27 protein-coding genes are annotated in these 24,962 nt (G+C 32.6%); 13 read left to right on the top strand and 14 right to left on the bottom strand.

Features of this window, described 5'->3' with window-relative positions:
* Positions 1 to 14 precede the first annotated feature (14 nt).
* From BSF42_RS02880 to BSF42_RS02845, 8 genes are all read left to right on the top strand, one after another.
* The gene (locus BSF42_RS02880) at positions 15 to 1,013 is read left to right on the top strand and encodes a glycosyltransferase family 2 protein (RefSeq protein WP_095951607.1); all 999 of its coding nucleotides are present in this window, start codon (positions 15 to 17) and stop codon (positions 1,011 to 1,013) included.
* 2 nt (positions 1,014 to 1,015) lie between these two features.
* Positions 1,016 to 1,612, top strand: a complete 597-nt coding sequence (gene coaE / locus BSF42_RS02875; RefSeq protein WP_095951606.1) for a dephospho-CoA kinase — start codon at positions 1,016 to 1,018, stop codon at positions 1,610 to 1,612.
* 59 nt (positions 1,613 to 1,671) lie between these two features.
* Entirely contained in the window at positions 1,672 to 3,261 is a 1,590-nt protein-coding gene (locus tag BSF42_RS02870; protein WP_095951605.1) for a sensor histidine kinase KdpD, read from the top strand.
* 3 nt (positions 3,262 to 3,264) lie between these two features.
* Positions 3,265 to 3,981: a response regulator transcription factor gene (locus BSF42_RS02865; protein WP_017497133.1), complete on the top strand. Its 717-nt coding sequence runs from the start codon at positions 3,265 to 3,267 to the stop codon at positions 3,979 to 3,981.
* A 680-nt stretch (positions 3,982 to 4,661) separates the two neighbouring features.
* Complete coding sequence (locus BSF42_RS02860; protein ID WP_095951604.1) at positions 4,662 to 5,408, top strand: hypothetical protein; 747 nt, start codon at positions 4,662 to 4,664, stop codon at positions 5,406 to 5,408.
* 4 nt (positions 5,409 to 5,412) lie between these two features.
* Positions 5,413 to 6,804 carry an RtcB family protein gene (locus BSF42_RS02855; protein WP_095951603.1) on the top strand — a complete coding sequence of 464 codons (1,392 nt, stop codon included), beginning with the start codon at positions 5,413 to 5,415 and terminating at the stop codon, positions 6,802 to 6,804.
* 12 nt (positions 6,805 to 6,816) lie between these two features.
* The gene (prfH, locus tag BSF42_RS02850; RefSeq protein ID WP_095951602.1) at positions 6,817 to 7,506 is read left to right on the top strand and encodes a peptide chain release factor H; all 690 of its coding nucleotides are present in this window, start codon (positions 6,817 to 6,819) and stop codon (positions 7,504 to 7,506) included.
* A complete protein-coding gene (locus tag BSF42_RS02845; RefSeq protein WP_095951601.1) occupies positions 7,493 to 8,026 on the top strand; it encodes a M48 family metallopeptidase in 534 nt (177 codons plus the stop codon). The genes prfH and BSF42_RS02845 overlap by 14 nt, the downstream gene beginning before the upstream one ends.
* A gap of 176 nt (positions 8,027 to 8,202) precedes the next feature.
* Here BSF42_RS02845 and BSF42_RS02840 read toward each other — a convergent pair whose 3' ends face one another.
* The 7 genes from BSF42_RS02840 to BSF42_RS02810 all read right to left on the bottom strand — a co-directional run bounded on the left by BSF42_RS02840 (position 8,203) and on the right by BSF42_RS02810 (position 15,024).
* Positions 8,203 to 8,949, bottom strand: a complete 747-nt coding sequence (locus BSF42_RS02840) for an acyl-[acyl-carrier-protein] thioesterase (protein ID WP_095951600.1) — start codon at positions 8,947 to 8,949, stop codon at positions 8,203 to 8,205.
* Positions 8,950 to 9,027: 78 nt separating this feature from the next.
* Positions 9,028 to 9,948, bottom strand: a complete 921-nt coding sequence (miaA, locus tag BSF42_RS02835; protein ID WP_095951599.1) for a tRNA (adenosine(37)-N6)-dimethylallyltransferase MiaA — start codon at positions 9,946 to 9,948, stop codon at positions 9,028 to 9,030.
* 153 nt (positions 9,949 to 10,101) lie between these two features.
* The gene (locus tag BSF42_RS02830; RefSeq protein WP_095951598.1) at positions 10,102 to 10,941 is read right to left on the bottom strand and encodes an ion transporter; all 840 of its coding nucleotides are present in this window, start codon (positions 10,939 to 10,941) and stop codon (positions 10,102 to 10,104) included.
* A gap of 30 nt (positions 10,942 to 10,971) precedes the next feature.
* Positions 10,972 to 12,333: an exonuclease domain-containing protein gene (locus BSF42_RS02825; protein ID WP_095951597.1), complete on the bottom strand. Its 1,362-nt coding sequence runs from the start codon at positions 12,331 to 12,333 to the stop codon at positions 10,972 to 10,974.
* Between the two features lie 74 nt (positions 12,334 to 12,407).
* The gene (locus tag BSF42_RS02820; RefSeq protein ID WP_095951596.1) at positions 12,408 to 13,067 is read right to left on the bottom strand and encodes a YggS family pyridoxal phosphate-dependent enzyme; all 660 of its coding nucleotides are present in this window, start codon (positions 13,065 to 13,067) and stop codon (positions 12,408 to 12,410) included.
* Between the two features lie 13 nt (positions 13,068 to 13,080).
* Positions 13,081 to 13,968, bottom strand: a complete 888-nt coding sequence (locus tag BSF42_RS02815; RefSeq protein ID WP_057118437.1) for a 3-hydroxyacyl-CoA dehydrogenase family protein — start codon at positions 13,966 to 13,968, stop codon at positions 13,081 to 13,083.
* A gap of 90 nt (positions 13,969 to 14,058) precedes the next feature.
* Entirely contained in the window at positions 14,059 to 15,024 is a 966-nt protein-coding gene (locus BSF42_RS02810) for a Gfo/Idh/MocA family protein (RefSeq protein WP_095951595.1), read from the bottom strand.
* Positions 15,025 to 15,235: 211 nt separating this feature from the next.
* Here BSF42_RS02810 and BSF42_RS02805 point away from each other — a divergent pair, with 211 nt between their 5' ends.
* Entirely contained in the window at positions 15,236 to 15,877 is a 642-nt protein-coding gene (locus tag BSF42_RS02805; protein ID WP_095951594.1) for a protein-L-isoaspartate(D-aspartate) O-methyltransferase, read from the top strand.
* Positions 15,878 to 15,903: 26 nt separating this feature from the next.
* Here the strand turns inward: BSF42_RS02805 and BSF42_RS02800 are convergent, their stop codons facing one another.
* From BSF42_RS02800 to smpB, 3 genes are all read right to left on the bottom strand, one after another.
* Positions 15,904 to 16,911 carry a helix-turn-helix domain-containing protein gene (locus BSF42_RS02800; protein WP_095951593.1) on the bottom strand — a complete coding sequence of 336 codons (1,008 nt, stop codon included), beginning with the start codon at positions 16,909 to 16,911 and terminating at the stop codon, positions 15,904 to 15,906.
* An 83-nt stretch (positions 16,912 to 16,994) separates the two neighbouring features.
* Entirely contained in the window at positions 16,995 to 17,633 is a 639-nt protein-coding gene (locus tag BSF42_RS02795) for a hypothetical protein (RefSeq protein ID WP_095951592.1), read from the bottom strand.
* A gap of 81 nt (positions 17,634 to 17,714) precedes the next feature.
* Positions 17,715 to 18,170 (bottom strand): SsrA-binding protein SmpB, encoded by a 456-nt coding sequence (gene smpB / locus BSF42_RS02790; protein WP_095951591.1) that lies wholly within the window; start codon positions 18,168 to 18,170, stop codon positions 17,715 to 17,717.
* Positions 18,171 to 18,314: 144 nt separating this feature from the next.
* Here smpB and BSF42_RS02785 point away from each other — a divergent pair, with 144 nt between their 5' ends.
* Both BSF42_RS02785 and BSF42_RS02780 read left to right on the top strand, forming a co-directional pair.
* Positions 18,315 to 18,953, top strand: a complete 639-nt coding sequence (locus BSF42_RS02785) for an outer membrane beta-barrel protein (protein WP_095951590.1) — start codon at positions 18,315 to 18,317, stop codon at positions 18,951 to 18,953.
* Between the two features lie 105 nt (positions 18,954 to 19,058).
* Positions 19,059 to 19,280, top strand: coding sequence for a VF530 family DNA-binding protein (locus BSF42_RS02780; RefSeq protein WP_095951589.1), 222 nt, complete (start codon positions 19,059 to 19,061; stop codon positions 19,278 to 19,280).
* 3 nt (positions 19,281 to 19,283) lie between these two features.
* Here the strand turns inward: BSF42_RS02780 and BSF42_RS02775 are convergent, their stop codons facing one another.
* The 3 genes from BSF42_RS02775 to BSF42_RS02765 all read right to left on the bottom strand — a co-directional run bounded on the left by BSF42_RS02775 (position 19,284) and on the right by BSF42_RS02765 (position 21,353).
* Complete coding sequence (locus tag BSF42_RS02775; RefSeq protein WP_095951588.1) at positions 19,284 to 19,838, bottom strand: DUF3575 domain-containing protein; 555 nt, start codon at positions 19,836 to 19,838, stop codon at positions 19,284 to 19,286.
* Positions 19,839 to 19,949: 111 nt separating this feature from the next.
* Positions 19,950 to 20,498, bottom strand: a complete 549-nt coding sequence (locus BSF42_RS02770) for a GNAT family N-acetyltransferase (protein WP_095951587.1) — start codon at positions 20,496 to 20,498, stop codon at positions 19,950 to 19,952.
* Between the two features lie 3 nt (positions 20,499 to 20,501).
* Positions 20,502 to 21,353 carry an aldose 1-epimerase family protein gene (locus BSF42_RS02765; RefSeq protein WP_095951586.1) on the bottom strand — a complete coding sequence of 284 codons (852 nt, stop codon included), beginning with the start codon at positions 21,351 to 21,353 and terminating at the stop codon, positions 20,502 to 20,504.
* Positions 21,354 to 21,538: 185 nt separating this feature from the next.
* On the opposite strand from BSF42_RS02765, the gene BSF42_RS02760 reads away from it, so the two are divergent.
* Entirely contained in the window at positions 21,539 to 23,809 is a 2,271-nt protein-coding gene (locus BSF42_RS02760; protein ID WP_095951585.1) for a M1 family metallopeptidase, read from the top strand.
* Positions 23,810 to 23,908: 99 nt separating this feature from the next.
* Here BSF42_RS02760 and BSF42_RS22405 read toward each other — a convergent pair whose 3' ends face one another.
* Positions 23,909 to 24,076 carry a hypothetical protein gene (locus BSF42_RS22405; protein WP_172426639.1) on the bottom strand — a complete coding sequence of 56 codons (168 nt, stop codon included), beginning with the start codon at positions 24,074 to 24,076 and terminating at the stop codon, positions 23,909 to 23,911.
* A 201-nt stretch (positions 24,077 to 24,277) separates the two neighbouring features.
* Here BSF42_RS22405 and BSF42_RS02755 point away from each other — a divergent pair, with 201 nt between their 5' ends.
* Positions 24,278 to 24,925, top strand: coding sequence for a GNAT family N-acetyltransferase (locus tag BSF42_RS02755; RefSeq protein WP_026729464.1), 648 nt, complete (start codon positions 24,278 to 24,280; stop codon positions 24,923 to 24,925).
* The last annotated feature ends 37 nt before the right edge of the window (positions 24,926 to 24,962 follow it).

Here is a 24,962-nt window from a genome sequence, read left to right as displayed (position 1 = left end):
ACGCGCATTCTGCTATGATTTTTTCCTTAATTATACCCGTGTATAATCGTCCAGATGAAGTTGATGAACTTTTAGAAAGTCTCTCAAAATCTGATTATAATGAAGCTTTTGAAATTGTTCTTGTCGAAGATGGATCTTCAATTCCTTGCCGAGATGTTGTGATGAATTATCAGGGGAAATTAAATATATCCTATTATTTTAAAGAAAATTCGGGACCTGGAGATTCCAGAAATTTTGGAATGCAAAAGGCGAGAGGGGATTATTTTATCATTTTTGATTCAGATTGTATTATCCCTTCCAACTATTTGACAGAAGTTCGTAAAGAATTGAACAGAGAATATGTAGATTGTTTTGGAGGGCCGGATAAAGCTTTAGATAGTTTTTCTGATATTCAAAAAGCAATTAATTTTGCAATGACTTCGTTTCTTACAACAGGAGGAATTCGTGGTGGTTCTGAAAAGATAAATAAATTCCAGCCAAGAAGTTTCAATATGGGAATTTCTAAGAAAGCTTTTGAAGCTTCAAAAGGTTTTGGAAACATTCATCCGGGCGAAGATCCCGATTTATCTATCCGTTTATGGAATTTAGGATTCGAAACCAGACTGTTTTCTGAGGCTTATGTGTATCATAAACGTCGAATTGACTGGGAAAAATTCTCTATTCAAGTGAAAAAATTTGGTATAGCAAGACCAATTTTAAACAGCTGGTATCCAGAACATAATAAGCTTACTTTCTTCTTTCCAACGGTCTTTATAATAGGTTTATTATTAGCTTTTTTATTGTTAATTTTTAATATTGATATTTTATTACAATTATATTTCGTATATTTCGTTATAATTTTTCTTACAGCAAGTATTCAAAATAAAAGTATTAAAATTGGATATCTTTCTGTAATTGCAGTCTGGAAACAATTCTTTGGTTACGGAACAGGATTTTTAAAATCTTTTATAAAAGTAATTTTATTAAAAAAGAAACCTCAAGAAGCTTTTCCTCGTATGTTTTTTAAAGTATAAGAATGACAAAAGTTATTGGTCTTACAGGCGGAATTGGGAGTGGTAAAACAACTATCGCAAACTATTTTGCAGAATTGGGAATTCCTGTTTATATAGCCGATGATGGAGCCAAGAGAGTAATGCAGTCAGCTTTTATAATTAATGAAATAAAAACTGCATTTGGCCAAGACATTTTCGATGGAGAAATTTTAAATCGGGCAAAATTAGCTCAGATAGTTTTTAATGATAAAGAACAATTAGCAAAGTTAAATACAATTGTGCATCCAGCGGTAAAACATGATTTTGAATTGTGGATTCAGGAGTATAAAAAATTTGATTATGTTATCTATGAAGCTGCTATTTTATTTGAAAGCGGGCGTTATAAAGAATGTGACATAATTATAACAATTACGGCTCCGGAAGAAATAAGAATTAAGCGAGTTATTGAGAGAGATAAGACGACAAGAGAGCAAGTTTTAAGCAGGATGAAAATGCAGTGGGATGACGAAAAACGAATTTCTATGAGTAATTTCGTGATTAATAACGATAATCTTAAAGTTGCTAAAGAAGAAGTTGTTAAAATTCTTAAAATTTTGAATATAAAACAAAATCAGTCTTAAATGTTAATATTTGGTTAATGTATTATTTAGTATATTGTTAAAATATTAATTTTGTTTCGATGAATAAATTATTTTTTAGAATACTTGTTTTATTGATGAGTTTGTCCTTAATCGGGATAATTCTGGTACAGGTATTTTGGTTCAATTCTTCGTTCAAGAATAATGAAGAACAATTTAAATACCACGTTACTCAAGTTATTGGAAATGTTGCAGACAAACTGGAACAACAAGAAGAGTACAGTTTCTACGACAAATACAACCGTATAAAAGATAGTACGGGTAAAATTCCAAAAAAAGAAGATTTACTAGAAGTACTTTATGTACAAAGAAACACTAAAACGAATAAAACAATCGTTTATTCTAGTACATTGACATCGGAAGATTATGATATCAGCGGTTCTATTTTTAATAAAAAATTCAGTAATGAGCGTTTTAAAAATTTCAGTTCAAAAAGAGTAACAGAGGTTTACAATAACGACAACGGTATTGATAATAATAATTTAGGTCAAAGTATAATTCCTGATCAGAGATTTGAAAAATCGGGAAGTTTAGATATTTTAAATAAAGTTCAACAACAGATTCAATATAAAGATATTGCCTCCTTAACTCCAATTGAAGGAAGAATAACAAGAGACAAGCTTTATAAGTTATTAAAAAAAGAGCTCGGAGAATACGAGGTTAAAACTAAGTTTGAATTCGCTATATACAGTAACGGAATCCCAACGAAGATTAAATCTGATGGATTTCATTCTTTAGATAAAGAAGCAACTTACAGTATTCCAGTTTTTACAGATAATGAAGGAAATAGTAAATATGAATTATCAGTTACTTTTCCTCATAAAAAGAAATTCCTTTTATCTGAATTATTAAGTATTACTATTTTATCGATAGTTTTTACATTAATTATTATCGTTGCTTATACGAGTGCATTAAATCAGTTACTGCGTCAAAAACATATTTCTGAGATCAAGACAGATTTTATTAATAATATGACACATGAGTTTAAAACTCCAATTGCAACCATAAATTTAGCATTAGATGCTATCAAGAATCCGAGAATTATTGAAGATAAAGAAAAAGTGTTTCGTTACCTTCAAATGATTCGGGATGAGAATAAAAGAATGCATGCACAGGTTGAAAATGTTCTTCGTATTTCTAAATTGGAAAAAAGAGAACTCGACATCACCAAAGAACCAACTGCAATTCATGATATTATTGATGATGCAATTGAACATGTAAATCTAATTTTAGAAGATCGAAAAGGTACTGTTGTAAAGCACTTTAATGCTGCAAGAACAACGAGTTTAATAAACGAAGTGCACTTTACCAATGTTTTGGTTAATATTTTGGAAAATGCCATTAAATATTCACCAGATGTTCCAGAAATCGAAATCTTTACAGAAAATGTAAAAGATATGATTTTGATAAAAATAAGAGATCACGGTCTAGGAATGAGTAAGATAGCTCAAAAGCGAGTTTTTGAGAAATTCTATAGAGAGCATACAGGAGATCTGCACAATGTAAAAGGCCACGGTTTAGGTTTGGCTTATGTAAAAAGAATTGTAGAAGACCATAACGGTCAAGTATATGTTGAAAGCGAAAAAGGAAAAGGTAGCACCTTTATAATAAAAATACCATTAATAAATTAAAATATGGAAAATAATAACAAAAGAATACTTTTAGTAGAAGATGACCTAAATTTTGGGGCAGTTCTTAAAGATTATCTAATGTTAAATGACTTTGAAGTTACTTTAGCTAAAAACGGTATGGAAGGTTTCGAGAAATTCAAGAAAGATGTATATGATTTATGTATTCTTGACGTAATGATGCCATATAAAGATGGTTATACCTTAGCAAAAGAAATTAGAGAAAAGAACAGTGAAGTGCCAATTATATTTTTAACAGCAAAATCGATGAAAGAAGATGTGCTGAAAGGTTATAAAGCTGGTGCTGATGATTATCTAAATAAACCTTTTGATTCAGAGGTTCTTTTAATGAAAATTAAAGCAATCATTCAAAGAAAATCTGCTGATACAAAAGCGGAACAAGTACAATTTGAATTTAATATTGGTAAATTCCATTTAAATTCAAAACTTAGATTCTTGACTTTCCAAGATGAAGAGCCGATAAAATTATCTCCAAAAGAAAATGAATTGCTTAAAATGCTTATTCTCCATGAAAATGACTTAATGCCAAGAGAATTAGCCTTAACAAAAATCTGGAGAGATGACAACTACTTTACTTCAAGAAGTATGGACGTTTACATTGCAAAACTTAGAAAATATCTAAAAGCAGATGAAGATGTTGAAATCTTAAACATCCACGGAGAAGGATTCCGTTTGGTTGTGAAAAGTAAAGTAACTGAATAACAAATTCACACTAAAAAATATAAGCCCTGAGAAATCAGGGTTTTTTTTATGCTTCTATTTTAACTTACGAGACCTTTTTTATCTTTGTCAAAGTTTTAAACTTTGACAAAGATTCCGTATAAATAGCTTCTTATTTTTTTACTTATAATTACGATAAAATTGGAGTTTGGATTTTTAAATTTTAAATTTAATCTTAATTTAGAGCTATTTCCTGCTATCCGCTTGTATCTTTTTCTTGCTAAAGAAGCAAGAAAAAGGATACCGCTTCTATCAGGGCTAAGGTTTTGGTATTTAATTAGATAAGATAATTTTTAGGGACTCTAAATAATCTTAATTATTTTTTTAGATGAATTTTCTTTAAAATAAATTTGGAAAATCGAAAAACAATTCTGAATATTTGCACTCGAAAAAAAAAATAACCCTTTAAAAACGAAGAAAATGTTTGTACTTACATCGACATCACAAAGCTTCACACCAAACGGATTTGGTGCAGCGCTTCTTCGTGGCTTATTTCAATCTTAGAAATACATTTTTAGATATATAAAAAGCCCGAAGACATTTAGTTTCGGGCTTTTTTTATTCTAGACACTTCAAATTTTCCCGAAAGATTTTTTATTTATCCGTCAAGGATAAAATGTTTCAGCCAGTTTGGCTATTAATTTAACGTGCTATAGTTTTTTATGGAAAATTATACGGTAGATGAGTATGCTTTGTGTACTCGTTTCAAAAGTAAAAGAAAGAAAAAAAGATTAATAAAAGAAGATTTTGAAAAACAATTAATTCAGATTAGAAAGCTTGAAATTGAACTCTGGAAAAAACGACGAAATTTACCATTGATTCCTTTAGCAACCCCTTATCAAAAAGGTTGGGAACGCAGTTTTGTACTAAGAGAAGATATAGTAAGATCTAATGAAGCTTCTTTTTATAAAACATTATTGGAAAAGATCAATACATGGCAGCATTCTCCTGAAAAGTCTTTTAAGAAGAAGAAAAAAAGGAAAAGAAAACATGTATATGTCGAAAAGCTTCAGACAGTAAAAGAGTTCTCTGAATCAGAATGGAGAAGTCCAAAATTAGCATTAACTGAAAAAGAGAAAGTGCATTTTTATAAGAGGGAGCGATGGTGTCCTAATTGTAAACGTTATAAAATTCATTATGTATTTAATGAGCCTTGGCGTTATGTGTTTCGCATTAAACCATATATGATAACGCATACCAAAATGGTAGATGCAGTTTTAGAAAGTGAAATTCAGATTCTCGACAATTACATTACTAATCTTAATTTAAGATATAAAATAAACAAATTAGTAGATGGTTTTTCTTATCGTAATAAGTATTATCAAACTGAAAATTCGAGAGAGTTAAACCCAATTAAAAATAAAAGTCAACATTTATTGTATCAACAATATGTAGACGAAATGATATAAAATCATGGGAAATAAATTATCTGGAAAAGACCTGATTAAATTAGGCTTTCCAAAAAACAATTCAATAAACATCGCCTTAGGGCAGATAAACAGATATAGAAAAAGAGAGAAAAAGGAATCTATTCTAACAGAGGCAAAAGATGTCCTCTTAAATCCTGAAAAGTATGAAGGAAATGGTACTTGGGGAAAAGTTGCTGAAGGTTTGATAAAACCTGTTCAGGTAAGAATGCATCAGTTGAAAACAACGAGAGCTCCTTTTACAATTTTTGGAGAAAATGAAATTGATCAGCAGGCAAAATTTCAATTGTATGATTCGTTGAAACTGCCAATTTCGGTTGCTGGAGCTTTAATGCCTGACGCGCATTCAGGTTATGGATTACCAATTGGGGGCGTATTAGCGACTGATAATGCTGTAATTCCATATGGAGTTGGTGTTGATATTGGATGCCGAATGAGTCTTTCAATTTTTGATTTACCAGCATCACATTTCAAAGGAAAAGAACATCAATTGCAAGCAATTTTAAAAGACAATACCAAATTTGGAATGAATGAAGTTCATGCTTCACGAGTAGATCACGAAGTGTTTTATAAAAGTGAATTTCAAGATATTCCATTGTTGAAGAATCTTTTACCAAAAGCCTATAAACAATTGGGAAGTTCGGGCGGAGGAAACCATTTCGTAGAATTTGGAATCGCTAAAATTGATAATCCAGAGAATGAATGGAAGTTAGGAGCAGGAGAATATTTTGCTGTGCTTTCGCATAGCGGATCGCGCGGTTTAGGTGCTAATATTGCGAAACATTACACGTATTTGGCGACAAAACAATGTCCGCTACCAAAAAATGTGCAGCATTTGGCTTGGTTGGATTTAAATACGCATGACGGGCAGGAATACTGGCTGGCTATGAATTTAGCTGGTGAATATGCAAAAGCATGTCATGATGATATCCACAGGCGAATTGCTAAAGCGATTGGAAAAAGGGTAGTGGTAACCATTGAAAACCATCATAATTTTGCTTGGAAAGAAATGGTAAACGGTCAGGAATGCATTGTTCATAGAAAAGGAGCAACTCCTGCTGCTGAAGGGCAGTTGGGAATTATTCCAGGATCGATGACGGCACCTGGTTACATTGTGAAAGGAAAAGGAAATACTGAAAGTTTAAATTCTGCGTCGCATGGTGCGGGACGTTTATTTTCGAGAGCAAAGTGTAAAAGTACTTTCACACAAAGCGAAATCAAAAAAGTTTTGAAAGCGAATGATGTAACCTTAATTGGCGGAAATATTGATGAAGCGCCAATGGCATACAAAGACATTACAAAAGTGATGTCAAATCAAACCGATTTGGTCGAAGTTCTAGGAACTTTTACACCAAAGATTGTTAGAATGGACCGTTAAAGAAATTTTAAAATGGAAAAAATAATTCAGATAACAGCGGGTCGCGGACCTGCAGAATGCACTTGGGTAGTTGCCCAAGTGCTTAAAAAAGTTTTAGAAGAGGCGCAGGAACAGCAATTAGAAACTGTTTTATTGCAGCGAGAAGCGGGTCAGGAAAACGGAACGGTTGAAACTGCATCGATTGCTGTAAAAGGTAAAAATGCAGATCAATTTGTGAATTCTTGGATTGGAACCGTTCAGTGGATTGGACAAAGTCAGTTTCGGAAAATGCATAAGCGTAAGAATTGGTTCATTGGGATTTTTGAGATCGAACCGCAGAAAAATACATCAGTTTCGGAAAATGATATTCAGTATCAGGCGATGCGAAGTTCTGGCGCTGGAGGTCAGCACGTGAATAAAGTAAGTTCAGCTATTCGGGCTACGCATATTCCAACTGGAATTGCAGTCGTTTCTATGGACAGCCGTTCGCAGCATCAAAACAAAAAACTGGCAACAGAAAGATTATTAAAAAAAATAGAAGGCGAAACTTTGCAGCAACTTAAGAATCACGTTGGGAAACAATGGGAAAATCAGCTAAATATTCAGCGTGGAAATCCTATTAGAGTTTTTACTGGAAGTGATTTCAAAAAAGATAAAGTAACGAAAAGTTATAAAGGAACTCGTCAAAAATTAAGACAAGATTTACGAAATGAAAACAATTGATAAATACGTTTTTCAGGCATTGGATAATTATCCGTATTGGCTTGAAGGAACAATAGAATCTTTAGATTATGCTTTATCGTATGATCCAAAAAACACAATGGTTTTGTGCTTGTATGGAAGAATTCAGGCAGAACAATTAATGAATTATGAGGAAGCAAAATTATACTTTCAAGAAGCTTTAGCGATTAATATTTATGCGTTTGAAGTATATCCTTATTATTTGCAGACTTTAATTTTGAATGAAGATTATGAGGAAGCACAAAAATTAATCGATTTTGCTTTAAAAATAAAGGGAATAAACAAATCCGATATTTATGTCAAGAAAGCGATCCTGTTAGAAGCACGTCAAGAATTTAAAAAAGCATTGGCAGAAATTAAAAATGCTAAACTTACAAGTTTGCAATTTGCTTTTGATTCTGATATTACGGAAGTAGAAAAAAGAATTCAAAGTAAAATTGATTTGCTAAAGAAAAAGAAGAAAAAGAAAACTAAGAAAGATTCTAATAAGAAATCAAAATGATTTTTAATAAAAAACGATGCAATTTGCATCGTTTTTTATTTTAGTATGAGTTCCTGCAAGGTTTTCAAAACCTCGTAGGTGTTACACTTCCATACTTTTTATTTAAATTATAATCTAGTACGATAATAACATACATACCTACAAGGTTTTGAAAACCTTGCAGGAATCAAAGTAGTTTATTTCCAGTGCAGCTCCAAAGCAAAACAGGTTTTTTCGCCTTTTGTAATGCTGAATGTTGCTGTTGTGTGATCGTCGTCTTCACTTTCGTGAATAACAACATTGTCTTTTAGCGAAAGTTCTTTCATGAAATTCATTTCAAAGCTTTTCACTTCTTGTTTCATAATTCTTTTTGGGTCAACATGATCAAGGCACCATTCTAGATATTTTACGTTATTTACGTGATTTACAATGTCTAAATCTGATAAATAAACTGTTTTTTCAAATACGGCTTCTTTTTCGTGGTTGATATTTATTTTTGAGAAGCCTTCTGCGGTTGCTCTATTTTCTGGGAATAATTCAAAATGTTCGTATGGCAAAGCTAATGGTTCTGGACGACGTGCCTGCGTATTGAAAACAGCCCAATAGGTTTCGCAGCCTACTATTTTCTTGCCGTTTACATACATTTCAAGAGCCCGAACTGAACGTGAATTTTCTAAACTGTTGATCCATGTTTTTACGGTTATAACATCCTGCCATTTTGGTAAAGCATGAACTTCAACCCGCATTCGGCTTAAAACCCAGGCTTGGTGAAATTCCTGCATATCATAAAAGCTAATTCCTCCAACTTCAGAATGTGCAGCAGCGGTCAATTGTAAAATATTACATAAATCGGTATATTTTAAGAAACCCGCTGGCGTGCATTGTGTGAAATTGATTTCCCAGTCTTTGCTTAAAACTGATGTGAAATTTGGAGATATTGGCATTTTATTATTTTAGATTTTAGATTGCTGATTTTAGATTTTTCTTCGGAAAGGAGAAGAATGAGGAAAGAAAAAAGACTTTTACTTTAGAAGATTTTCTATGTAATTTATAATTTCTTTTCTATCTGTCGCATAATCAAACCATTTGGTGTTTTCGTTTCTTTTGAACCACGTTAATTGTCTTTTGGAGAATCTTCGGGTATTTTTTTTGATTTCTTCAATTGCAAAAGGTAAGGTGAAATCTTCGTCAAAATAACTAAATAATTCTCTATAACCGACGGTTTGAAGCGCATTTAACGCTTTATTAGGATAAAGGGCTTTCGCTTCTTCGAGTAAACCTTCGTTCATCATTATGTCAACCCGCTGATTGATTCGGTTGTAAATAATTTCTCTTTCGGCATCTAAACCAATTAAAATGGGAGTAAAATTTCGGTTGTTTTTTTTCTGATTTAGAAAGGAGGAATAAGGTTTTTGTGTTCCGATACAGACTTCGACAAAACGCATCATTCTTTGCGGGTTTTGTAATGTCTGTGGATTTTCTAGAGTTATTTTTTGATAATATTCTGGATCTAAAGTTTTTAATTGTTCTTGAAGATATTCAATTCCGAATTTTTCGTAATTTGAATTTACTTCTGAACGAACTCGCGGATCAATTTCTGGAAACTCGTCAAAACCTTTTAAAATCGCGTCAACATATAAGCCTGAACCGCCTATTAAAATTACAAAATCATTGATTTGAAATAGTTCTTCAATTTTGGATAAAGCTTCTTTTTCGTAATCTCCAACGGTATAATTTTCAAAGATTGATTTATTTTGAATGAAATGATGTTTGGCAGAACTTAATTCTTCTTGATTAGGAACTGCGGTTCCAATTGTCATTTCTTTGAAAAACTGACGGCTGTCGCAAGAAACGATTTCGCATTTAAAATGTTGTGCCAAAGCAATACTCAAGGCTGTTTTGCCTATGGCTGTTGGTCCGACAATGGTTATTAGGTATTTCATATTTTTTAGCCCAGATGGAAATGGAAACCCCGGACTTATATTTGTTCGTTTTTTTTGGTGTAAAAGAGCGACCAGCGGAAGCTCCTTTTATGCCTTAAAAAAACAACAAAGATAAGGAGGAGTTGCAATGTACAGCTGGATTAGCTTCTAAAATTAATTATTTGGTAATTCTGTTCCACATTCATAACAATATTTGGCGCTGTCAAAATGGACCTGCGAATTGCAATTTTTACATGTTTTTTTTGTACTTACTGCGCTGTTTCTCAAACTGCTTTTGGCGAATTCTGCGGTTACAATTCCCGTTGGAACAGCTATAATTCCGTAACCCAGAATCATTACTAATGCCGCAATAAATTGTCCTAAAGGGGTTTGCGGTGAAATATCTCCGTAGCCAACAGTTGTAAGTGTTACGATCGTCCAATAGATTGCCATCGGGATGCTTGTAAAACCAGATTCTTTGCCTTCAACCAAGTACATTATGGATCCGATGATTATGGTGCTGATTAGAACGAAATAGATGAAAACTAGAATTTTTTCTTTGCTGGCTTCGATGGCTTCTTTTAGCTGTACGGATTGATGTGAGATCTGCGGGATGTGCAATATTTTGAATAATCTAAAGAAACGTAAAGCTCTAACAATTGATAAAATACTGGCGCCTGGAAAAAACAGGGATAAATACATCGGTAATACGGCGAGCAGATCGATGATTCCGTAAAAACTGAAGACGTATTTAACTGGTTTTTGAATGGATATGATTCGTAAAATATATTCAATTGTAAAGAATACTGTTATAACCCATTCGCAAATAAGCAGTTGTTCGTGGTATTTTGAGCTTATGCCTTTAACAGTATCGAGCATTATTAATAGAACGCTCAATAAAATCAAACCTAAAAGAACTAAATCGAACATTCGTCCTAAAATGGTGTTGGTACCATAAAGGATAATCTTGATTTTTTCTCTAAAGATTTCGTACTGTGATTTTCTCTTTTTCATATCTACGAAGATAATGAAAGTTTTGTTTTGTTAAAAATGAAGGATTTTAAGAGATTTGCTCTTACGGATGTAGTTTTGAATAATGTTTTTTACATCGCGGTTGTGCTGCATTGGAATTAGAATGTTATTTAAAATTTCAATGTTAGTAATCTGATAATTAAGATCGTAATAGGCGTAACCTTTGTAGTTTCCATTTTCGATTAAGATGGCGCTTCGTTCATTTACATTTCGCCCTCTGTCGATCAAAATCATGTTTTTGTTTTCGAAACTATTTTCAGAAATAAACTGCTGTACTCTTAAATTATAAACTTCAGGAGTAATTTCGCCAACGCACGCGCCGTCGCATTCTTTAATTTTATATTGAAAACACTCTTTTTTGGTTTGATATAATCCTGTCAGTTTTTGACATAAATGATATTTTGCCGTGAATTTAAAAAGCGCGTTTTTACCTTCCTGCAAAGAAACAAAGGAGGTGATTTCTTTTTTGCGTCCGTCTGCTTTTTCTAGTTTTAGATTGATATAACCGTTTGCGTCTTTTTCGGCGTACAATGCAAAAGGGAAAAAAGATTTTTTCTGCGAACGATTGTGAATAGGACGATTTACTTTTACTTCCTGACTTTCTTTTAAAAGCGCAATTAATTCACTTCCAGTTTCGTCGTATGTTATAGTAAAAACTTCAGCTTGAATTCTTTTACTTTTAGTTGTAATTCCAGTAAAATGCTGGTTGATTCTCTTTTTTATATTTTGGCTCTTGCCAATGTATATTAATTTACCGCTTTCGTTATAAATATAATAAACGCCTGTTTTAGCTGGCATTAAGTTTAAAAGGTCTAGCAATTTTGGTGCGATTCCTTTTTCTACTTCCAATTTTATAAAATCTTTTACTATTGTTTTTTCGACATCTTTTTCCAAAAGCATTTTAAACAGCTTTGTGGTTGCCATTGCGTCTCCGCTTGCGCGATGTCTGTCGGCCATCGGAATTCCGAGTGCGCGCACTAATTTTCCTAAACTGTATGAGGGCTGTTCTGGAATTAATTTTTTAGCCAATTCTACGGTACAAAGTGTTCTGGCTTCAAAATCATAGCCTAAACGTCTGAACTCTGTTCGTAAAATTCGGTAATCGAATGAAGCGTTATGAGCTACAATAACGCAGTCTGATGTTATTTCAATAATGCGTTTTGCCACTTCGTAAAACTTGGGAGCAGAGCGTAACATAGCATTATTGATTCCAGTCAGCTTTACAACGAAAGGCTGAATCGGAATTTCAGGATTAACAAGGCTTATGAATTGGTCGACTACTTCGTGTCCATCAAATTTATAGATGGCGATTTCGGTAATTCCTTCTTCATTAAACTGGCCTCCAGTAGTTTCTATGTCTAGTATTGCGTACAAATTAAGTGTTCAGTCTCAGTTTTAGTATTCAGTTTTTTCGTAGAGACGCATTGTTGTGCGTCTTTACAGCGGTATTAACGTCCGCCAAAAATGCTGCTTCCAATGCGTATCATTGTGCTTCCGCATTCTATAGCTAATTGGTAATCTCCGGACATTCCCATTGATATGGTGCTCAGGTTGCAGTTTTCAGTTTTCAATTCTTTTATCGAATCAAAAATGAATTTTAAACGGGTAAATTCTTTTTTAATTTGGTTTTGATTTTTTGTGAAAGTTGCCATTCCCATTAAACCTAAGATACGAATATTTTTTAACTCTTTAAACTGCACAGAAGTTAAAAGTTCGTTTAATTCGTTCTCATCTAAACCGAATTTAGATTCCTCTTCGGCAATGTATATTTGAAGAAGACAATCTATTGTTCTATTGTGTTTTAAAGCTTGTTTATTGATTTCCTGTAATAATTTCAAACTATCAACGCCATGAATTAAACTCACATAAGGTGCCATAAATTTGACTTTATTAGACTGAACATGACCAATCATATGCCATTGAATGTCTTTTGGCATTTCTTCCCATTTCTCTGTCATTTCTTGGATTTTGTTTTCTCCAAAAATGCGCTGGCCAGCTTCGTAGGCTTGCAATAAGTCTGAAACAGGTTTAGTTTTTGAAACGGCAACTAATGTTACATGTTCAGGTAAACTTTCTTTAATTGTATTTAAATTCGATTGAATCGACATGATATTTCTTTTTTTATAAAAACTGCTTAGAGATTTTCTCTGCTTTTTTACTTTCGCTGTAATCGTAAAAACCTTCACCAGATTTCACGCCTAATTTTCCGGCTCTTACCATATTAACTAAAAGTGGGCAAGGAGCGTATTTTGGATTTTTGAAACCTTCGTACATTACATTTAAAATAGCAAGACAAACGTCAAGACCAATGAAATCAGCTAATTGAAGCGGTCCCATTGGGTGTCCCATTCCTAATTTCATTACCGTATCGATTTCATAAACTCCTGCAACTTTATTGTATAACGTTTCGATAGCCTCGTTTAGCATTGGCATCAAAATTCGGTTAGCTACGAAACCTGGATAATCGTTTACTTCAACAGGAACTTTTCCTAATTTTTCAGATAAATCCATGATAATTTTAGTTACTTCATCGCTGGTATTGTAACCGCGAATGATTTCAACTAATTTCATAATCGGCACCGGATTCATAAAGTGCATTCCGATAACACGTTCTGGATGCGCAACAACAGAACCAATTTGTGTAATCGAAATTGAAGAAGTATTGGTTGCCAAAATGGTATTATGAGAACAAGCTTCGTTTAACTGTTTGAAAATGTTTAGTTTTAGTTCCACATTTTCTGTAGCAGCTTCTACAACTAAATCAACACCAACAACACCGTCTTTAATATCAGTATAAGTAATAATATTGGTAATAGTTTTGGCAACATCTTCCTGTGTAATAGTGCCTTTTGCGAGCATACGGTCCAAATTGGCCGCAATAGTTGCCATTCCTTTATCTAATGATTTTTCTGAAACGTCGATTAGTTTTACGGTAAATCCGCTTTGTGCAAATGTATGGGCAATTCCGTTACCCATTGTTCCTGCACCAATCACAGCTATAGTTTTCATTTTATGTATTGGTATTATATTTATGATTTAGCCACGAATTCACCAATTATTTCGTGAATTCGTGGCTAATTTATTTTAAAATTACGTCTTTTATTTATCGAAACAATCAATAATTTGATAAGCAACACGTAAGGCATCTGTGGCTTGTTCAAGTGTTACAACAGGAGTTGTATCGGTATTAATTGCGTTTGCAAACGATTCTAATTCGTCCAAAATAGCGTTGTTTTGCTCTACATCTGGATTCGTGAAATAGATTTGTTTTTTTATACCTTCGGCATTTTGGAGAATCATGTCAAAATCTCCAGGAACTTCTGGCGCATCTTTCATACGAACTACTTCGCATTTCTTTTCTAAAAAGTCAACTGAAATGTAGGCATCTTTTTGAAAAAAACGAGATTTACGCATGTTTTTCATTGAGATTCTACTTGCCGTTAAGTTTGCTACGCAGCCATTTTCGAATTCAATTCGAGCATTGGCAATATCTGGAGTGTCGCTAATTACAGAAACGCCGCTGGCATGAATATCTTTTACTTTTGAATTGACAACACTCAAAATCGCATCAATATCATGAATCATTAAATCCAGAACGACAGGAACATCTGTCCCACGCGGATTAAATTCGGCCAAACGATGTGTTTCTATAAACATCGGGTTTTCGATCATGTTTTTTGTTGCAATAAAAGCAGGATTAAAACGCTCGACATGTCCAACCTGACCTTTTACATTGTATTCTTTTGCTAGAGCGATAATTTCTTCCGCCTCATCAACAGTGTTAGCGATTGGTTTTTCTATAAAGATATGTTTTCCTGATTTGATTGCTACTTTTGCGCATTTGTAGTGCGAAAGGGTTGGAGTAACAATGTCAATCACGTCGACAGCGTGAATGAGTTTTGCAATTGTGCTGAAGTTTTTATAGCCAAATTCTTTAGAGATTCTTTCGGCATTTTCTTGATTTTCATCATAAAATCCAACTAATTCGTATTTGTCAGATTGTTGTAATAAGCGTAAATGTATTTTACCAAGATGACCAGCACCTAAAACTCCTACTTTTAACATGAGAATGTATTTTAAACAAAAATAGAATTTATTTGTTGAATGTAAAAATGAATTTAACTAATTGTGAGTTGTGAATTATGAATTGCAAATTATCAGCTAGAGCTTTTGACTTTCTGCTTTTGACTTCGATGTTATTAATTTATTATTTAAAAATCAATATTTGATTTCCTTTTTAGATTCTTTACTTTTGCGAAAATAAAACCTACCCATTTTGAAAGACACTGCCAAACATCAAGGACTTCGTAATCAATTAGTAAGCACTTTAGAACAAAAAGGAATTACTGATAGAGCGGTTTTAGAGGCGATAAAAAAAATCCCAAGACACCTTTTTTTGAATTCAAGTTTTGAAGATTATGCTTATCAAGATAAGGCATTTCCTATAGGTGCGGGACAAACTATTTCGCAGCCATACACTGTTGCTTTTCAATCTCAGTTATTAGAAGTAAAAAAAGAGCACAAAATTCTGGAAATAGGAACGGGTTCGGGTTATCAAACTGCTGTTTTGTTTAACCTTGGTGCCAAAGTTTACACTGTTGAAAGACAAAAGGAATTATTTAAGCAGACTTCTATTTTGTTTCCAAAACTAAATATTCGTCCAAAGCATGTTTCTTTTGGAGATGGTTACAAAGGGTTGCCAAATTACGCACCTTTTGATAGTATTATAGTTACAGCTGGTGCACCTTTTATTCCACAGCCATTAATGGCACAATTGAAAATAGGAGGAAGACTTGTTATTCCGCTTGGCGAAGATGTACAGATTATGACTTTATTAATTAGAAAGAATGAAACTCAATTTGAAAAACATGAGTTTGGAGAATTTAGATTTGTTCCTTTATTAGAAGATAAAAATTAATACAAAGCCCAATTTATTGGGCTTTTTTATTTAACTGTTAAACTTATAGCTCGCTGTAGATTTTGTTTTTCAATTCTAAGAATGTAATTAATAAAAATACATTTATCATTCTTACTTTGACTTTCTTTCAAAATAGAAAAATATTCATTGATACTATTTTGATTTCCCTCAATTGAAGCATACAGATAATTGTTTTGAAGTAGAATCCAGTTTAAGATTAAATTCGCCATTTGAAGATTTCCATGATCAAAAGGATTAATTTCAAGTATTTTCAGATGTGCTTCAGTTGCCAGAATTATGGGATGAAGATTATTTTTATGTGTGTCATACCAATTAAAGAATAAATTCATTTCACGTATAACAAATGAATCATTTTTATATTTTCCTGAATTTTCAGATTCAATTCCCCTAAAAATTAGATTGTGAATTGTGAGAAATTCTTTTTCATTTAGATATACTTTCTTCTGACTTAAATCTTTGATGTAAGTTGTCGTTTCTTGAAAATTAATAGCTTCAAGATGATTTTGCATGCTTTTGCCTGTAATGGTTAATCCATCATTTATAACAGATTTAGTTTCTTCCAATGTCAAAGAATTTCCGTTTAGGCTGATACTTTTAAAAATAAATTCTAACTCTAATGTTTTTGAAATTTGACGTAATTCAAAATGATTGAAAGACTGAATTTTATTTTTTAAGATTTCAATTTCATCTAAAATAGTTTGAACAGAAGATATTATGATGGAGTTAATTTCTTTTTTATTGTTTTGAATTTCCTGTTCAGCCAGAAGTAGTGCTTTCAAAGCAAATTCTTCATCGCCAATTTCATAAAGAATTTTTTCTTTAAGCCAGGCAATCATTAAGGTTTCATAATCAATTTCTAAAAGTTGAGCGAGTTTTGAAATTTGATCTTTGGTTGGTTTTCTTGTTCCAGATTCAAATTTACTAATCAATGCCTGATCAATAGAAGCTAGCTGAGCTAATTCGCGGGTCTTTAAGCCTTTTTGTTCTCTGGCATTTTTTAAAAGCGATTTCATTTATGAAGAATTTAGTCTTGACAAATTTAGTCAATTTTGTAATACAAAAAAAGCAACATTTTGTTTGCTGCTTTTCTATTTGTTTATTTTGGTAAAGATCCGTCTTTTCTCATTTCCTTGACTACTGCCTGCATAATAGCATCAACTGTTTGGCCTAAATCTGTCACATATTGTGATTCTGTAGTTCCTGTCCAGATTAATTTGTTTTCTTTTAATGAAAAAATATTGGTCTCAACCATATACGAAGTTGTTTCTTGATAGTATCCTGGATCATAAAAGTTTGGAGAATACATTCCGTACCAATTTCCGAAACCGTATCCGTACATTCCTGTGTACATTCCGTCAAAACCTCCGTAATACATTCCAGTGTAAGTCCCCGGAACGTAAGTTGTTTCCTTTTCCTTGCTTACTAATCGCATTGTAATTACCCCGTCAAAATTTTCATCTTGAAGAATTTTCAGCTTCTGCTCCTTTGTAAGGTCTTTGGTGCTTTCGTTTAAGTATTGATAGGAAGTTTTGAAAATTTCGTTACCAGCAGCAATTCTATTTTCTGCAACTCTTCTTGAAGCTTCGTCTTTAACTAAAACGACAACTAAAACTTTTTTGAAATTTTCTTGAGAAACAGTGATTTTTGGATCTCTCCAGCTGTTAACGATAGAAGTATTACTTGCACAGCTAGAAAATATAACTACAGCGGAAAACAACAATAAGTACTTTTTCATATTTTACAGTTAAATGTTTACAAGTAAAAATAACTATAAAATATTAATAAATAGGTGTTTAAGTAAAATTAAAAAAGCTTTTTAATTAAAAGCTTTTTTAATTCGATCTAGATCACGTTTCGTATCTTGTTCTTTTAACGATTCACGTTTATCATAGTTTTTCTTTCCTTTACAAAGACCAATCTGTAATTTGGCTAAACCTTTTTCATTCGTAAATAATTTCAGAGGAACAATGGTAAGTCCCTTTGCCTGAACATTTTTATGGAGTGTTTTTAATTCTTTTTTATTCAAAAGCAATTTTCGCTCGCTTCTTGATTTATGATTGAATTGATTTCCAAATGAATACTCTTCGATATAAGTATTAATAGCAAAAAGTTCCATGCCACTGAATTCACAAAAACTTTCGGTAATGTTTGCTTTTCCTAAACGTATAGATTTAATTTCTGTTCCTGCCAAAACAATTCCAGCAGTGTACGTATCGATTATTTCGTAATCGAATCGGGCTCTTTTGTTAAGTATATTGACTGATTTTATCATGGTTGCAAATGTAAGACAAAATTGAAAAAAAATGTGGCAGTTAAATATAATTAAAGTTTTTTTTTAATCTATGATTTTAATCAGTCTTGAGCAAAAAGCTTACGCATAAGTTTGCCTTGTAATTTTAAAAAAAAACGAAATAAAATGAAAAAGATTGTAACATTAGTGAGTATGGTATTAATCGGTTTAACTGCTAAAGCTCAAGATTCGTCTCAAGGACTAAAAGGAGCATGGTTTGCAACCTCTCAATTCGGTTATCAACAAACGAAAAAGGCAGATGCTAAAAACACTACTTTGTCTGTGTTGCCAATTGTTGGCACATTTGTAACGCCTTCTGTTGCTGTCGGTGCGGGAGTTGGTTTTATTAACATTAAAGCAGAGTCTGATGCTGGAACTGCAGCTAAAACAAATCTATTTGTAGCGCAGCCTTTAGTTAGAAAATATTGGAATGTTGCGGGTTCACTTTATTTCTTCGGACAATTGGCAGTGCCTATTATTACTGGTAAAGAAAAAGAAAGCGAATTAAAAGTAAATCAAGTTGGTTTATCTTTATCAGGCGGATTTGATTATTTCGTAACTAAAAATTTCTCAGTAGAGTTTTCTTATGACTTAGCCAACTTTACATCGACAACAATTGATCCGAAAACGGGAGAAAAAACAACAGTTACAAATTTCGGTCTAGCACACGCAGCAAATGTAGATCCGTTTTACAATACAGCTTTAGGAGGAAGTAACCCAAATTTAACTTCTCCAATTTCTGTTGGATTTAAATTCTTATTCTAATTTATTCTTTATTTGATTACTGTAAATTCTATTTAGTAATTTTGCAAAAAAAGAAAGACCGTACTTTTTTAGAGTACGGTCTTTTATATAATTTAAAAAATTAAAATGCAAAATCAGTCAAAAGATCCTTTACACGGAATTACACTTCAAAAAATTCTAGAAACTCTAGTAGCTCATTATGGTTTTGAAACTTTGGGAGAGTTAATTCCAGTTAAGTGTTTTCAATCCAATGCAAGTATAAAATCTAGCCTTACTTTTTTAAGAAAAACAGATTGGGCTCGAAAAAAAGTAGAAGATTTATACGTAAAATCACTGCCAAAATTCTAGCTCTTATAATTTATACGAAATCATAACTCCTCCACGATAAGGAAGCCATTCACCACTTTTATTATAGTTAGGGGCTTTGTCATATCTTCCAGGAGTTCCGTCGTTATAATAGCCATGATAGAACCCTTGGTGCCAGCCGCCGCCAACAAAAAAGTCAAGTAAAAATTTATCACTTAATTTTAGGTTGTAACCTACAGTTGCTCCCAATCTATATCCAAAACCATCTTCGTATTTATTAGTATCCCAATAATTCCATTTTTGTAACTCGTATTTATCTGCACCTATGTGACCTCCAATATAGAAACCATTGTATTTCTCCTTAAAATGGTAACGAACTTCTGGAGTTACAGTAACAAATTTCATAGGATTGTTTCCGTTAAATGATTCCCAAAAAGAAGCCATAACGTCAACGCTAAAGGTCATTTTTTCTCCAATGCTAGTTTCAATTCCTATATTAGGGACTGCAAGTAAAGCGGTTGCACCATTAAATTTTACAAAAGTCTGACTTTGTAATTGCAGACAAAACAAAAGAACAATTAGGGCGGGTATTTTTTTCATAAAAATGTTTTCGATTCAAAACAGCTGTTTTTTAGCCAATTTCGAGCGCAAATATAACGTATAATGGCAAGGAACTATTGTGTAATAGGTTATTTTAACAAGAGTAAAAATCTATTTTTCTAATAATGAATATATTACCTTGTCTAAAAATTTCCCTTCATAAAATTCAGATTCTTTGAGATGAGCCTCTTTTACGAATCCGCATTTTTGTAATACTTTTTCAGATGCATAATTTTCAGGATCAATTACAGCTTCAATCGAGTGTAATTTTAAATTTTCAAATCCATACTTTATCAACACGTTTACAGCTTCGGGAATAATCCCTTTTCCATGAAATTCAGGTAATAACATATAGCCAATTTCGGCACGATAATTTTCAGGCTGCATTCTGTAATAGCCAATTATACCTAAAAGTTTAGGATTGTCTCGTAATGTAATTCCCCAGTTGATTCCAATATTTGTTTCTATTTTTTCTTCGATCATTGCAATGTGTGCCAGCGCATCGTCATTGTTTTTAACCAATGGTCTTGGGATATATTTCATAGTTTCTGCATTCGAACGTAATTCGAAAACTTCATTGACATCATCATTTGTAATTCTTCTTAAAACTAAACGTTCTGTTTCTATTACTGGAAAAGGATGGAAGTTAAATTCTAACATTTGTTATACTATTTTAATACTAAATTTTGAATAAAAGCTTTGAGTTGCTTCTAAAACTAAAACACCTTCTTTTTGAAATAAATCACCTGAATTATCTGCAGTATCAGAATAGCCAAACCAAGGTTCAATGCAAATAAAAGGTGCATTTTCTTTTGTCCAAATGCCTAAACTTGTAAAATCTTCAAAGTCAACCTGTACATAAGGTTTTGAGTCTTTAATAATGGTAAGTGAATTTGATTCTAATGTTTTAAAAACCAAAGCATCGTTTTCAAAAATTTTATAGTTTAACGGAACTAAATTTTCTGTCGTTTTCAATATTTCAGTTTTATCCGAAATTAAATCATTTTCAAGAAGATTATATTTTAAAGGTTCGTCTTTTTCGAATTTTAAAGCATAGTTTTCAAAATTACCAGGCAATGCAATTGCAGGATGAGCTCCAATTGAAAAAGGCATTTTTTCTTTTCCTTTATTATTAACTTTATATTCTATAGTTAAAGAATTTTCGTTTAAAATATAAATAAGCTGTAACTCAAATTCAAAAGGATACTTTTTTAAAGTTTCTTCGTTTGATTGTAAAGAAAATACAGCTTGGTTTTCGCTTTTATCAAGTAGTTCAAATTCCATATCACGAGCAAAACCATGACGGGATAAATTGTATTCGGTATTGTTTATTTTATAGGTGTTATTTTTTAAAGTACCAACAATTGGAAATAGAACAGGCGAGTGCTTTCCCCAGAAATCAGGGTTTCCTTCCCAGATGTATTCATTGTTTTGATTGTCTTTTATAGAAAATAACTCAGCTCCAGAATGTTTTATAGAAGCGCTTAGTGTTGAATTTGAAATAGTTGTAGTCAAAATAGCAAGTGTAAAATGAATATTTTTTATGTTGATGTAAATATATTTTATAAAATTTAGTTTTCTAATAAAATGACCGAAATTATTTTATTGATAAAATTTTGCTAAAATTGAATTTATGTTTGGAATTTTCTCTGTAAATAGCTTTTTTTTTCATTAATTTGCTACATAAACAGCTAAAAAATATGAAAAAGCAATGTGCAAAAGCCATTTTAACCGCGGCTTTATTTTTTGGGATTTCTTCAATCTGGGCGCAGCAAACCCCGTCAGCGACAGCAGCAAATCCGGTAAATAATTATAATTATCATGATGCATTTGGTCCGCATTTTTATACAAAAAATGCAACTACTACGCGTGCCGCAAGCGGTCAGCCTGGGCCAGAATACTGGCAGAATAGAGCCGATTACCAGATCACAGCAAAATTAAATGCAACTACAAATGAAATTGTAGGTACAGATGAGATTACTTATACAAATAATAGTCCGGATAAATTATCATTTGTATGGTTGAATTTAGATCAGAATTTATTTAAAGAAGATTCTAGAGGAAATGCTGTTGTACCTTTAACAGGAAGCCGTAACGGTGCTCAAGGGCAGGTATTTGATGGTGGAAACAAAATCAAATCGGTAAAAGTAACGGCTGTTGGAAAAAAGAAAACAGAAGTTGAAGCAAAATATATTGTTACAGACACAAGAATGCAGATTTTTCTTCCAGAAGAATTGGCAGCAAAAGGAGCAGCTGTAAAAATTAAAATCGAATTCTCATTCACTGCGCCATTTGAAGGTTCTGATAGAATGGGAGTTTTAGAAACTAAAAACGGAAAAATCTTCACTATTGCACAATGGTACCCTCGTATGTGTGTTTATGATGACGTAAGAGGCTGGAACACTGCGCCTTATTTAGGAGCTTCTGAGTTCTATTTGGAGTATGGTGATTTTGATGTGAAATTAACTGTTCCTTCAAATCATTACGTAGTGGCTTCTGGAGAATTATTGAATGGTCAGGAAGTATTTTCTGGCGATCAGTTCAAAAAATATAAAGAAGCATCTGACAGCGATAAAACTGTAGTTATTCGTTCGGCAGAAGATGTAGCAGCAACAGCAAATACAAACGCTGGAACAGAAAAAACTTGGCATTATAAAATAAAAAATGCACGTGATTTTTCTTGGGCATCTTCTCCAGCTTTCATTTTAGATGGAGCAAAAATTAACCTTCCAAGCGGTAAAAAATCTTTAGCCTTATCAGCTTATCCTGTTGAAAGTGCAGGGCAAGCAGCATACGGACGTTCTACAGAATATGTAAAAGCATCGATCGAGCACTATTCTAAACAATGGTTTGAATATCCTTATCCAGCTGCGACAAACGTTGCAGGAAATGAGGGCGGAATGGAATATCCTGGAATTGTATTCTGTGGATGGAAATCGAAAGGACAAGATTTATGGGGAGTTACAGATCACGAATTTGGTCATATTTGGTTCCCAATGATTGTTGGTTCAAACGAAAGATTATTCGGATGGATGGATGAAGGATTTAATACTTTTATCAATTCATTGAGCACAGCTGCATTTAATAATGGAGAATACAAAGAACCTGCATCAGATTTACATCAAGAAGCAGAATCTTTCACTCGTCCTGATTTAGAAACTATTATGAGTTCTCCTGATAATATGAAAGAAAAAAATATCGGTATGTTGTGCTATTTCAAACCAAGTGCTGGTCTTATTCTTTTAAGAGAACAGGTTTTGGGAAAAGAGCGTTTTGATACTGCGTTTAGAACTTATATTGAGCGTTGGGCTTACAAACATCCACAACCAGATGACTTTTTCAGATCTATGGAAAATGTTGCTGGTGAAGATTTAAGCTGGTTCTGGAGAAGCTGGTACGTAAATAACTGGAGATTTGATCAAGGAATCAACTCAATTAAATATGTAAAAAATGATCCTTCAAAAGGTGTTGTAATCACGGTTGAAAATTTTGATAAAATGCCAATGCCAATCGTTTTAGATGTTAAAACAAAAAGCGGAAAAGTTTCGAGAGTAAATCTACCGGTAGAAATTTGGCAGCGCAATAACAGCTGGTCTTTCAAACATAATTCAACAGAAGAAATTGAAAGTATAACTCTTGATCCTGATCACGTTTTCCCAGACAACAACGAGTCTAATAATGTTTGGACTGCTGGAAAAGGAAAAGTAGAGAAAGCTATTATAATTGATGGATTTGTAGGTAGTTATGTTACAGCTAAGTCGCCTTTGACTATCAATTTGGTAGATAGAAATAGTGTTTTAACTGCTGAACTTCCAAACTATCCTAATTTTTCTTTGGATCCTGTTCCAAATGAAAAAGATACTTTTGAATCGCCTAGAGCTGGATTAAGATTTAAATTTAACGAAGCTAAAACTGGTTTCGATATGACAATATTAGGAAATGGCCAAGTAATGCAATTTACTAAGAAATAATATTTAAACTTTTAAAATATTCAAAACCCGATAATTAGAAATAATTATCGGGTTTTGTTTTTGTGTATATTAACAAAACCAAAAAAAAATGTTAGAATTTTAATTTTTTGTTTTGGAAATAAAAAAATAGTGTACTTTTGCACCGATGAATAAAATAAGTTTACATACAACTTTTTTGTCACGGACAAACTCACCTAGTACTTCTCCCGAAGTACGGATACTATCTCTATAGTATTCACTGAGTTTTATAGCCGTATATTTATTCATATCCATTTTTCATTTTGAAATCACATAATTTGTCCATTGGACAAACATATCCTAAAAGTATTTATTATTTTGTAGATTTTCTTAATCAACTTTTTGATTTTGAGAATGTTACTTCTATTTTGCTTAATTTTATTGGATTCAATTCTAGATTTCAAACTAAACAGTATTCTTTAATTTTTAACTCTAACTTCAATTATTGAAATGAAGATCTCTATTGTGGTTACCCAGGAAGAACACTTCAAATTCGCACAAGAAATCTGCGATACGATAGAATCATCTGCCTTGCTGAGAGGTACAGGGATTGCTAAAAGAACTCCTGAGTACATTCAGAAAAAAATGTCGAATGGTGATGCAATGATTGCTCTGGCAGACGGGAAATTTGCTGGTTTTTGTTATATCGAAAGCTGGCAGCACGGAAAATTCGTGGCACATTCGGGATTAATTGTACATCCTGACTATAGAAGTTTAGGTTTGGCGAAAAAGATAAAATCAAAAGTTTTTGATTATTCTTTGAAGAGATATCCAGATGCTAAAATATTTGGAATTACAACGGGTCTTGCTGTAATGAAAATTAATTCAGAATTGGGTTATAAACCAGTTCCGTTCTCAGAACTTACAACTGATCCAAGCTTTTGGGCAGGCTGTAAAACTTGTACCAATTTTCCTATTCTGCAAAGCAAAGAAAACAAAATGTGCCTTTGTACCGGAATGTTATACGACCCCAAAGAAAAACAAAAAACACCGCCAAGACATCCTTTTAACGAGGCTGTTTTAAGCAGACTTAAAAAAATTAAGCAGGCTTTATTCTTAAACAAAATATTGTCGTTTATTTTTTTATTTAAAATTTAATCAAAAAGAAATCTCAAACTGCTACATACGAAAGTAT

The sequence above is a fragment of the Flavobacterium sp. ACN6 genome, assembly GCF_002304005.1.
Taxonomy (GTDB): domain Bacteria; phylum Bacteroidota; class Bacteroidia; order Flavobacteriales; family Flavobacteriaceae; genus Flavobacterium.
This window is presented reverse-complemented; position numbering and strand designations above follow the sequence as displayed.

Bases quoted from the DNA above. Each gene is read 5' to 3' on its own strand.
- BSF42_RS02880 (WP_095951607.1), top strand. From the start codon at position 15: ATGATTTTTTCCTTAATTATACCCGTGTATAATCGTCCAGATGAAGTT.
- coaE (WP_095951606.1), top strand. From the start codon at position 1,016: ATGACAAAAGTTATTGGTCTTACAGGCGGAATTGGGAGTGGTAAAACA.
- BSF42_RS02870 (WP_095951605.1), top strand. From the start codon at position 1,672: ATGAATAAATTATTTTTTAGAATACTTGTTTTATTGATGAGTTTGTCC.
- BSF42_RS02865 (WP_017497133.1), top strand. From the start codon at position 3,265: ATGGAAAATAATAACAAAAGAATACTTTTAGTAGAAGATGACCTAAAT.
- BSF42_RS02860 (WP_095951604.1), top strand. From the start codon at position 4,662: ATGGAAAATTATACGGTAGATGAGTATGCTTTGTGTACTCGTTTCAAA.
- BSF42_RS02855 (WP_095951603.1), top strand. From the start codon at position 5,413: ATGGGAAATAAATTATCTGGAAAAGACCTGATTAAATTAGGCTTTCCA.
- prfH (WP_095951602.1), top strand. From the start codon at position 6,817: ATGGAAAAAATAATTCAGATAACAGCGGGTCGCGGACCTGCAGAATGC.
- BSF42_RS02845 (WP_095951601.1), top strand. From the start codon at position 7,493: ATGAAAACAATTGATAAATACGTTTTTCAGGCATTGGATAATTATCCG.
- BSF42_RS02840 (WP_095951600.1), bottom strand. From the start codon at position 8,949: ATGCCAATATCTCCAAATTTCACATCAGTTTTAAGCAAAGACTGGGAA.
- miaA (WP_095951599.1), bottom strand. From the start codon at position 9,948: ATGAAATACCTAATAACCATTGTCGGACCAACAGCCATAGGCAAAACA.
- BSF42_RS02830 (WP_095951598.1), bottom strand. From the start codon at position 10,941: ATGAAAAAGAGAAAATCACAGTACGAAATCTTTAGAGAAAAAATCAAG.
- BSF42_RS02820 (WP_095951596.1), bottom strand. From the start codon at position 13,067: ATGTCGATTCAATCGAATTTAAATACAATTAAAGAAAGTTTACCTGAA.
- BSF42_RS02815 (WP_057118437.1), bottom strand. From the start codon at position 13,968: ATGAAAACTATAGCTGTGATTGGTGCAGGAACAATGGGTAACGGAATT.
- BSF42_RS02810 (WP_095951595.1), bottom strand. From the start codon at position 15,024: ATGTTAAAAGTAGGAGTTTTAGGTGCTGGTCATCTTGGTAAAATACAT.
- BSF42_RS02800 (WP_095951593.1), bottom strand. From the start codon at position 16,911: ATGAAATCGCTTTTAAAAAATGCCAGAGAACAAAAAGGCTTAAAGACC.
- BSF42_RS02795 (WP_095951592.1), bottom strand. From the start codon at position 17,633: ATGAAAAAGTACTTATTGTTGTTTTCCGCTGTAGTTATATTTTCTAGC.
- smpB (WP_095951591.1), bottom strand. From the start codon at position 18,170: ATGATAAAATCAGTCAATATACTTAACAAAAGAGCCCGATTCGATTAC.
- BSF42_RS02785 (WP_095951590.1), top strand. From the start codon at position 18,315: ATGAAAAAGATTGTAACATTAGTGAGTATGGTATTAATCGGTTTAACT.
- BSF42_RS02780 (WP_095951589.1), top strand. From the start codon at position 19,059: ATGCAAAATCAGTCAAAAGATCCTTTACACGGAATTACACTTCAAAAA.
- BSF42_RS02775 (WP_095951588.1), bottom strand. From the start codon at position 19,838: ATGAAAAAAATACCCGCCCTAATTGTTCTTTTGTTTTGTCTGCAATTA.
- BSF42_RS02770 (WP_095951587.1), bottom strand. From the start codon at position 20,498: ATGTTAGAATTTAACTTCCATCCTTTTCCAGTAATAGAAACAGAACGT.
- BSF42_RS02760 (WP_095951585.1), top strand. From the start codon at position 21,539: ATGAAAAAGCAATGTGCAAAAGCCATTTTAACCGCGGCTTTATTTTTT.
- BSF42_RS22405 (WP_172426639.1), bottom strand. From the start codon at position 24,076: ATGAATAAATATACGGCTATAAAACTCAGTGAATACTATAGAGATAGT.
- BSF42_RS02755 (WP_026729464.1), top strand. From the start codon at position 24,278: ATGAAGATCTCTATTGTGGTTACCCAGGAAGAACACTTCAAATTCGCA.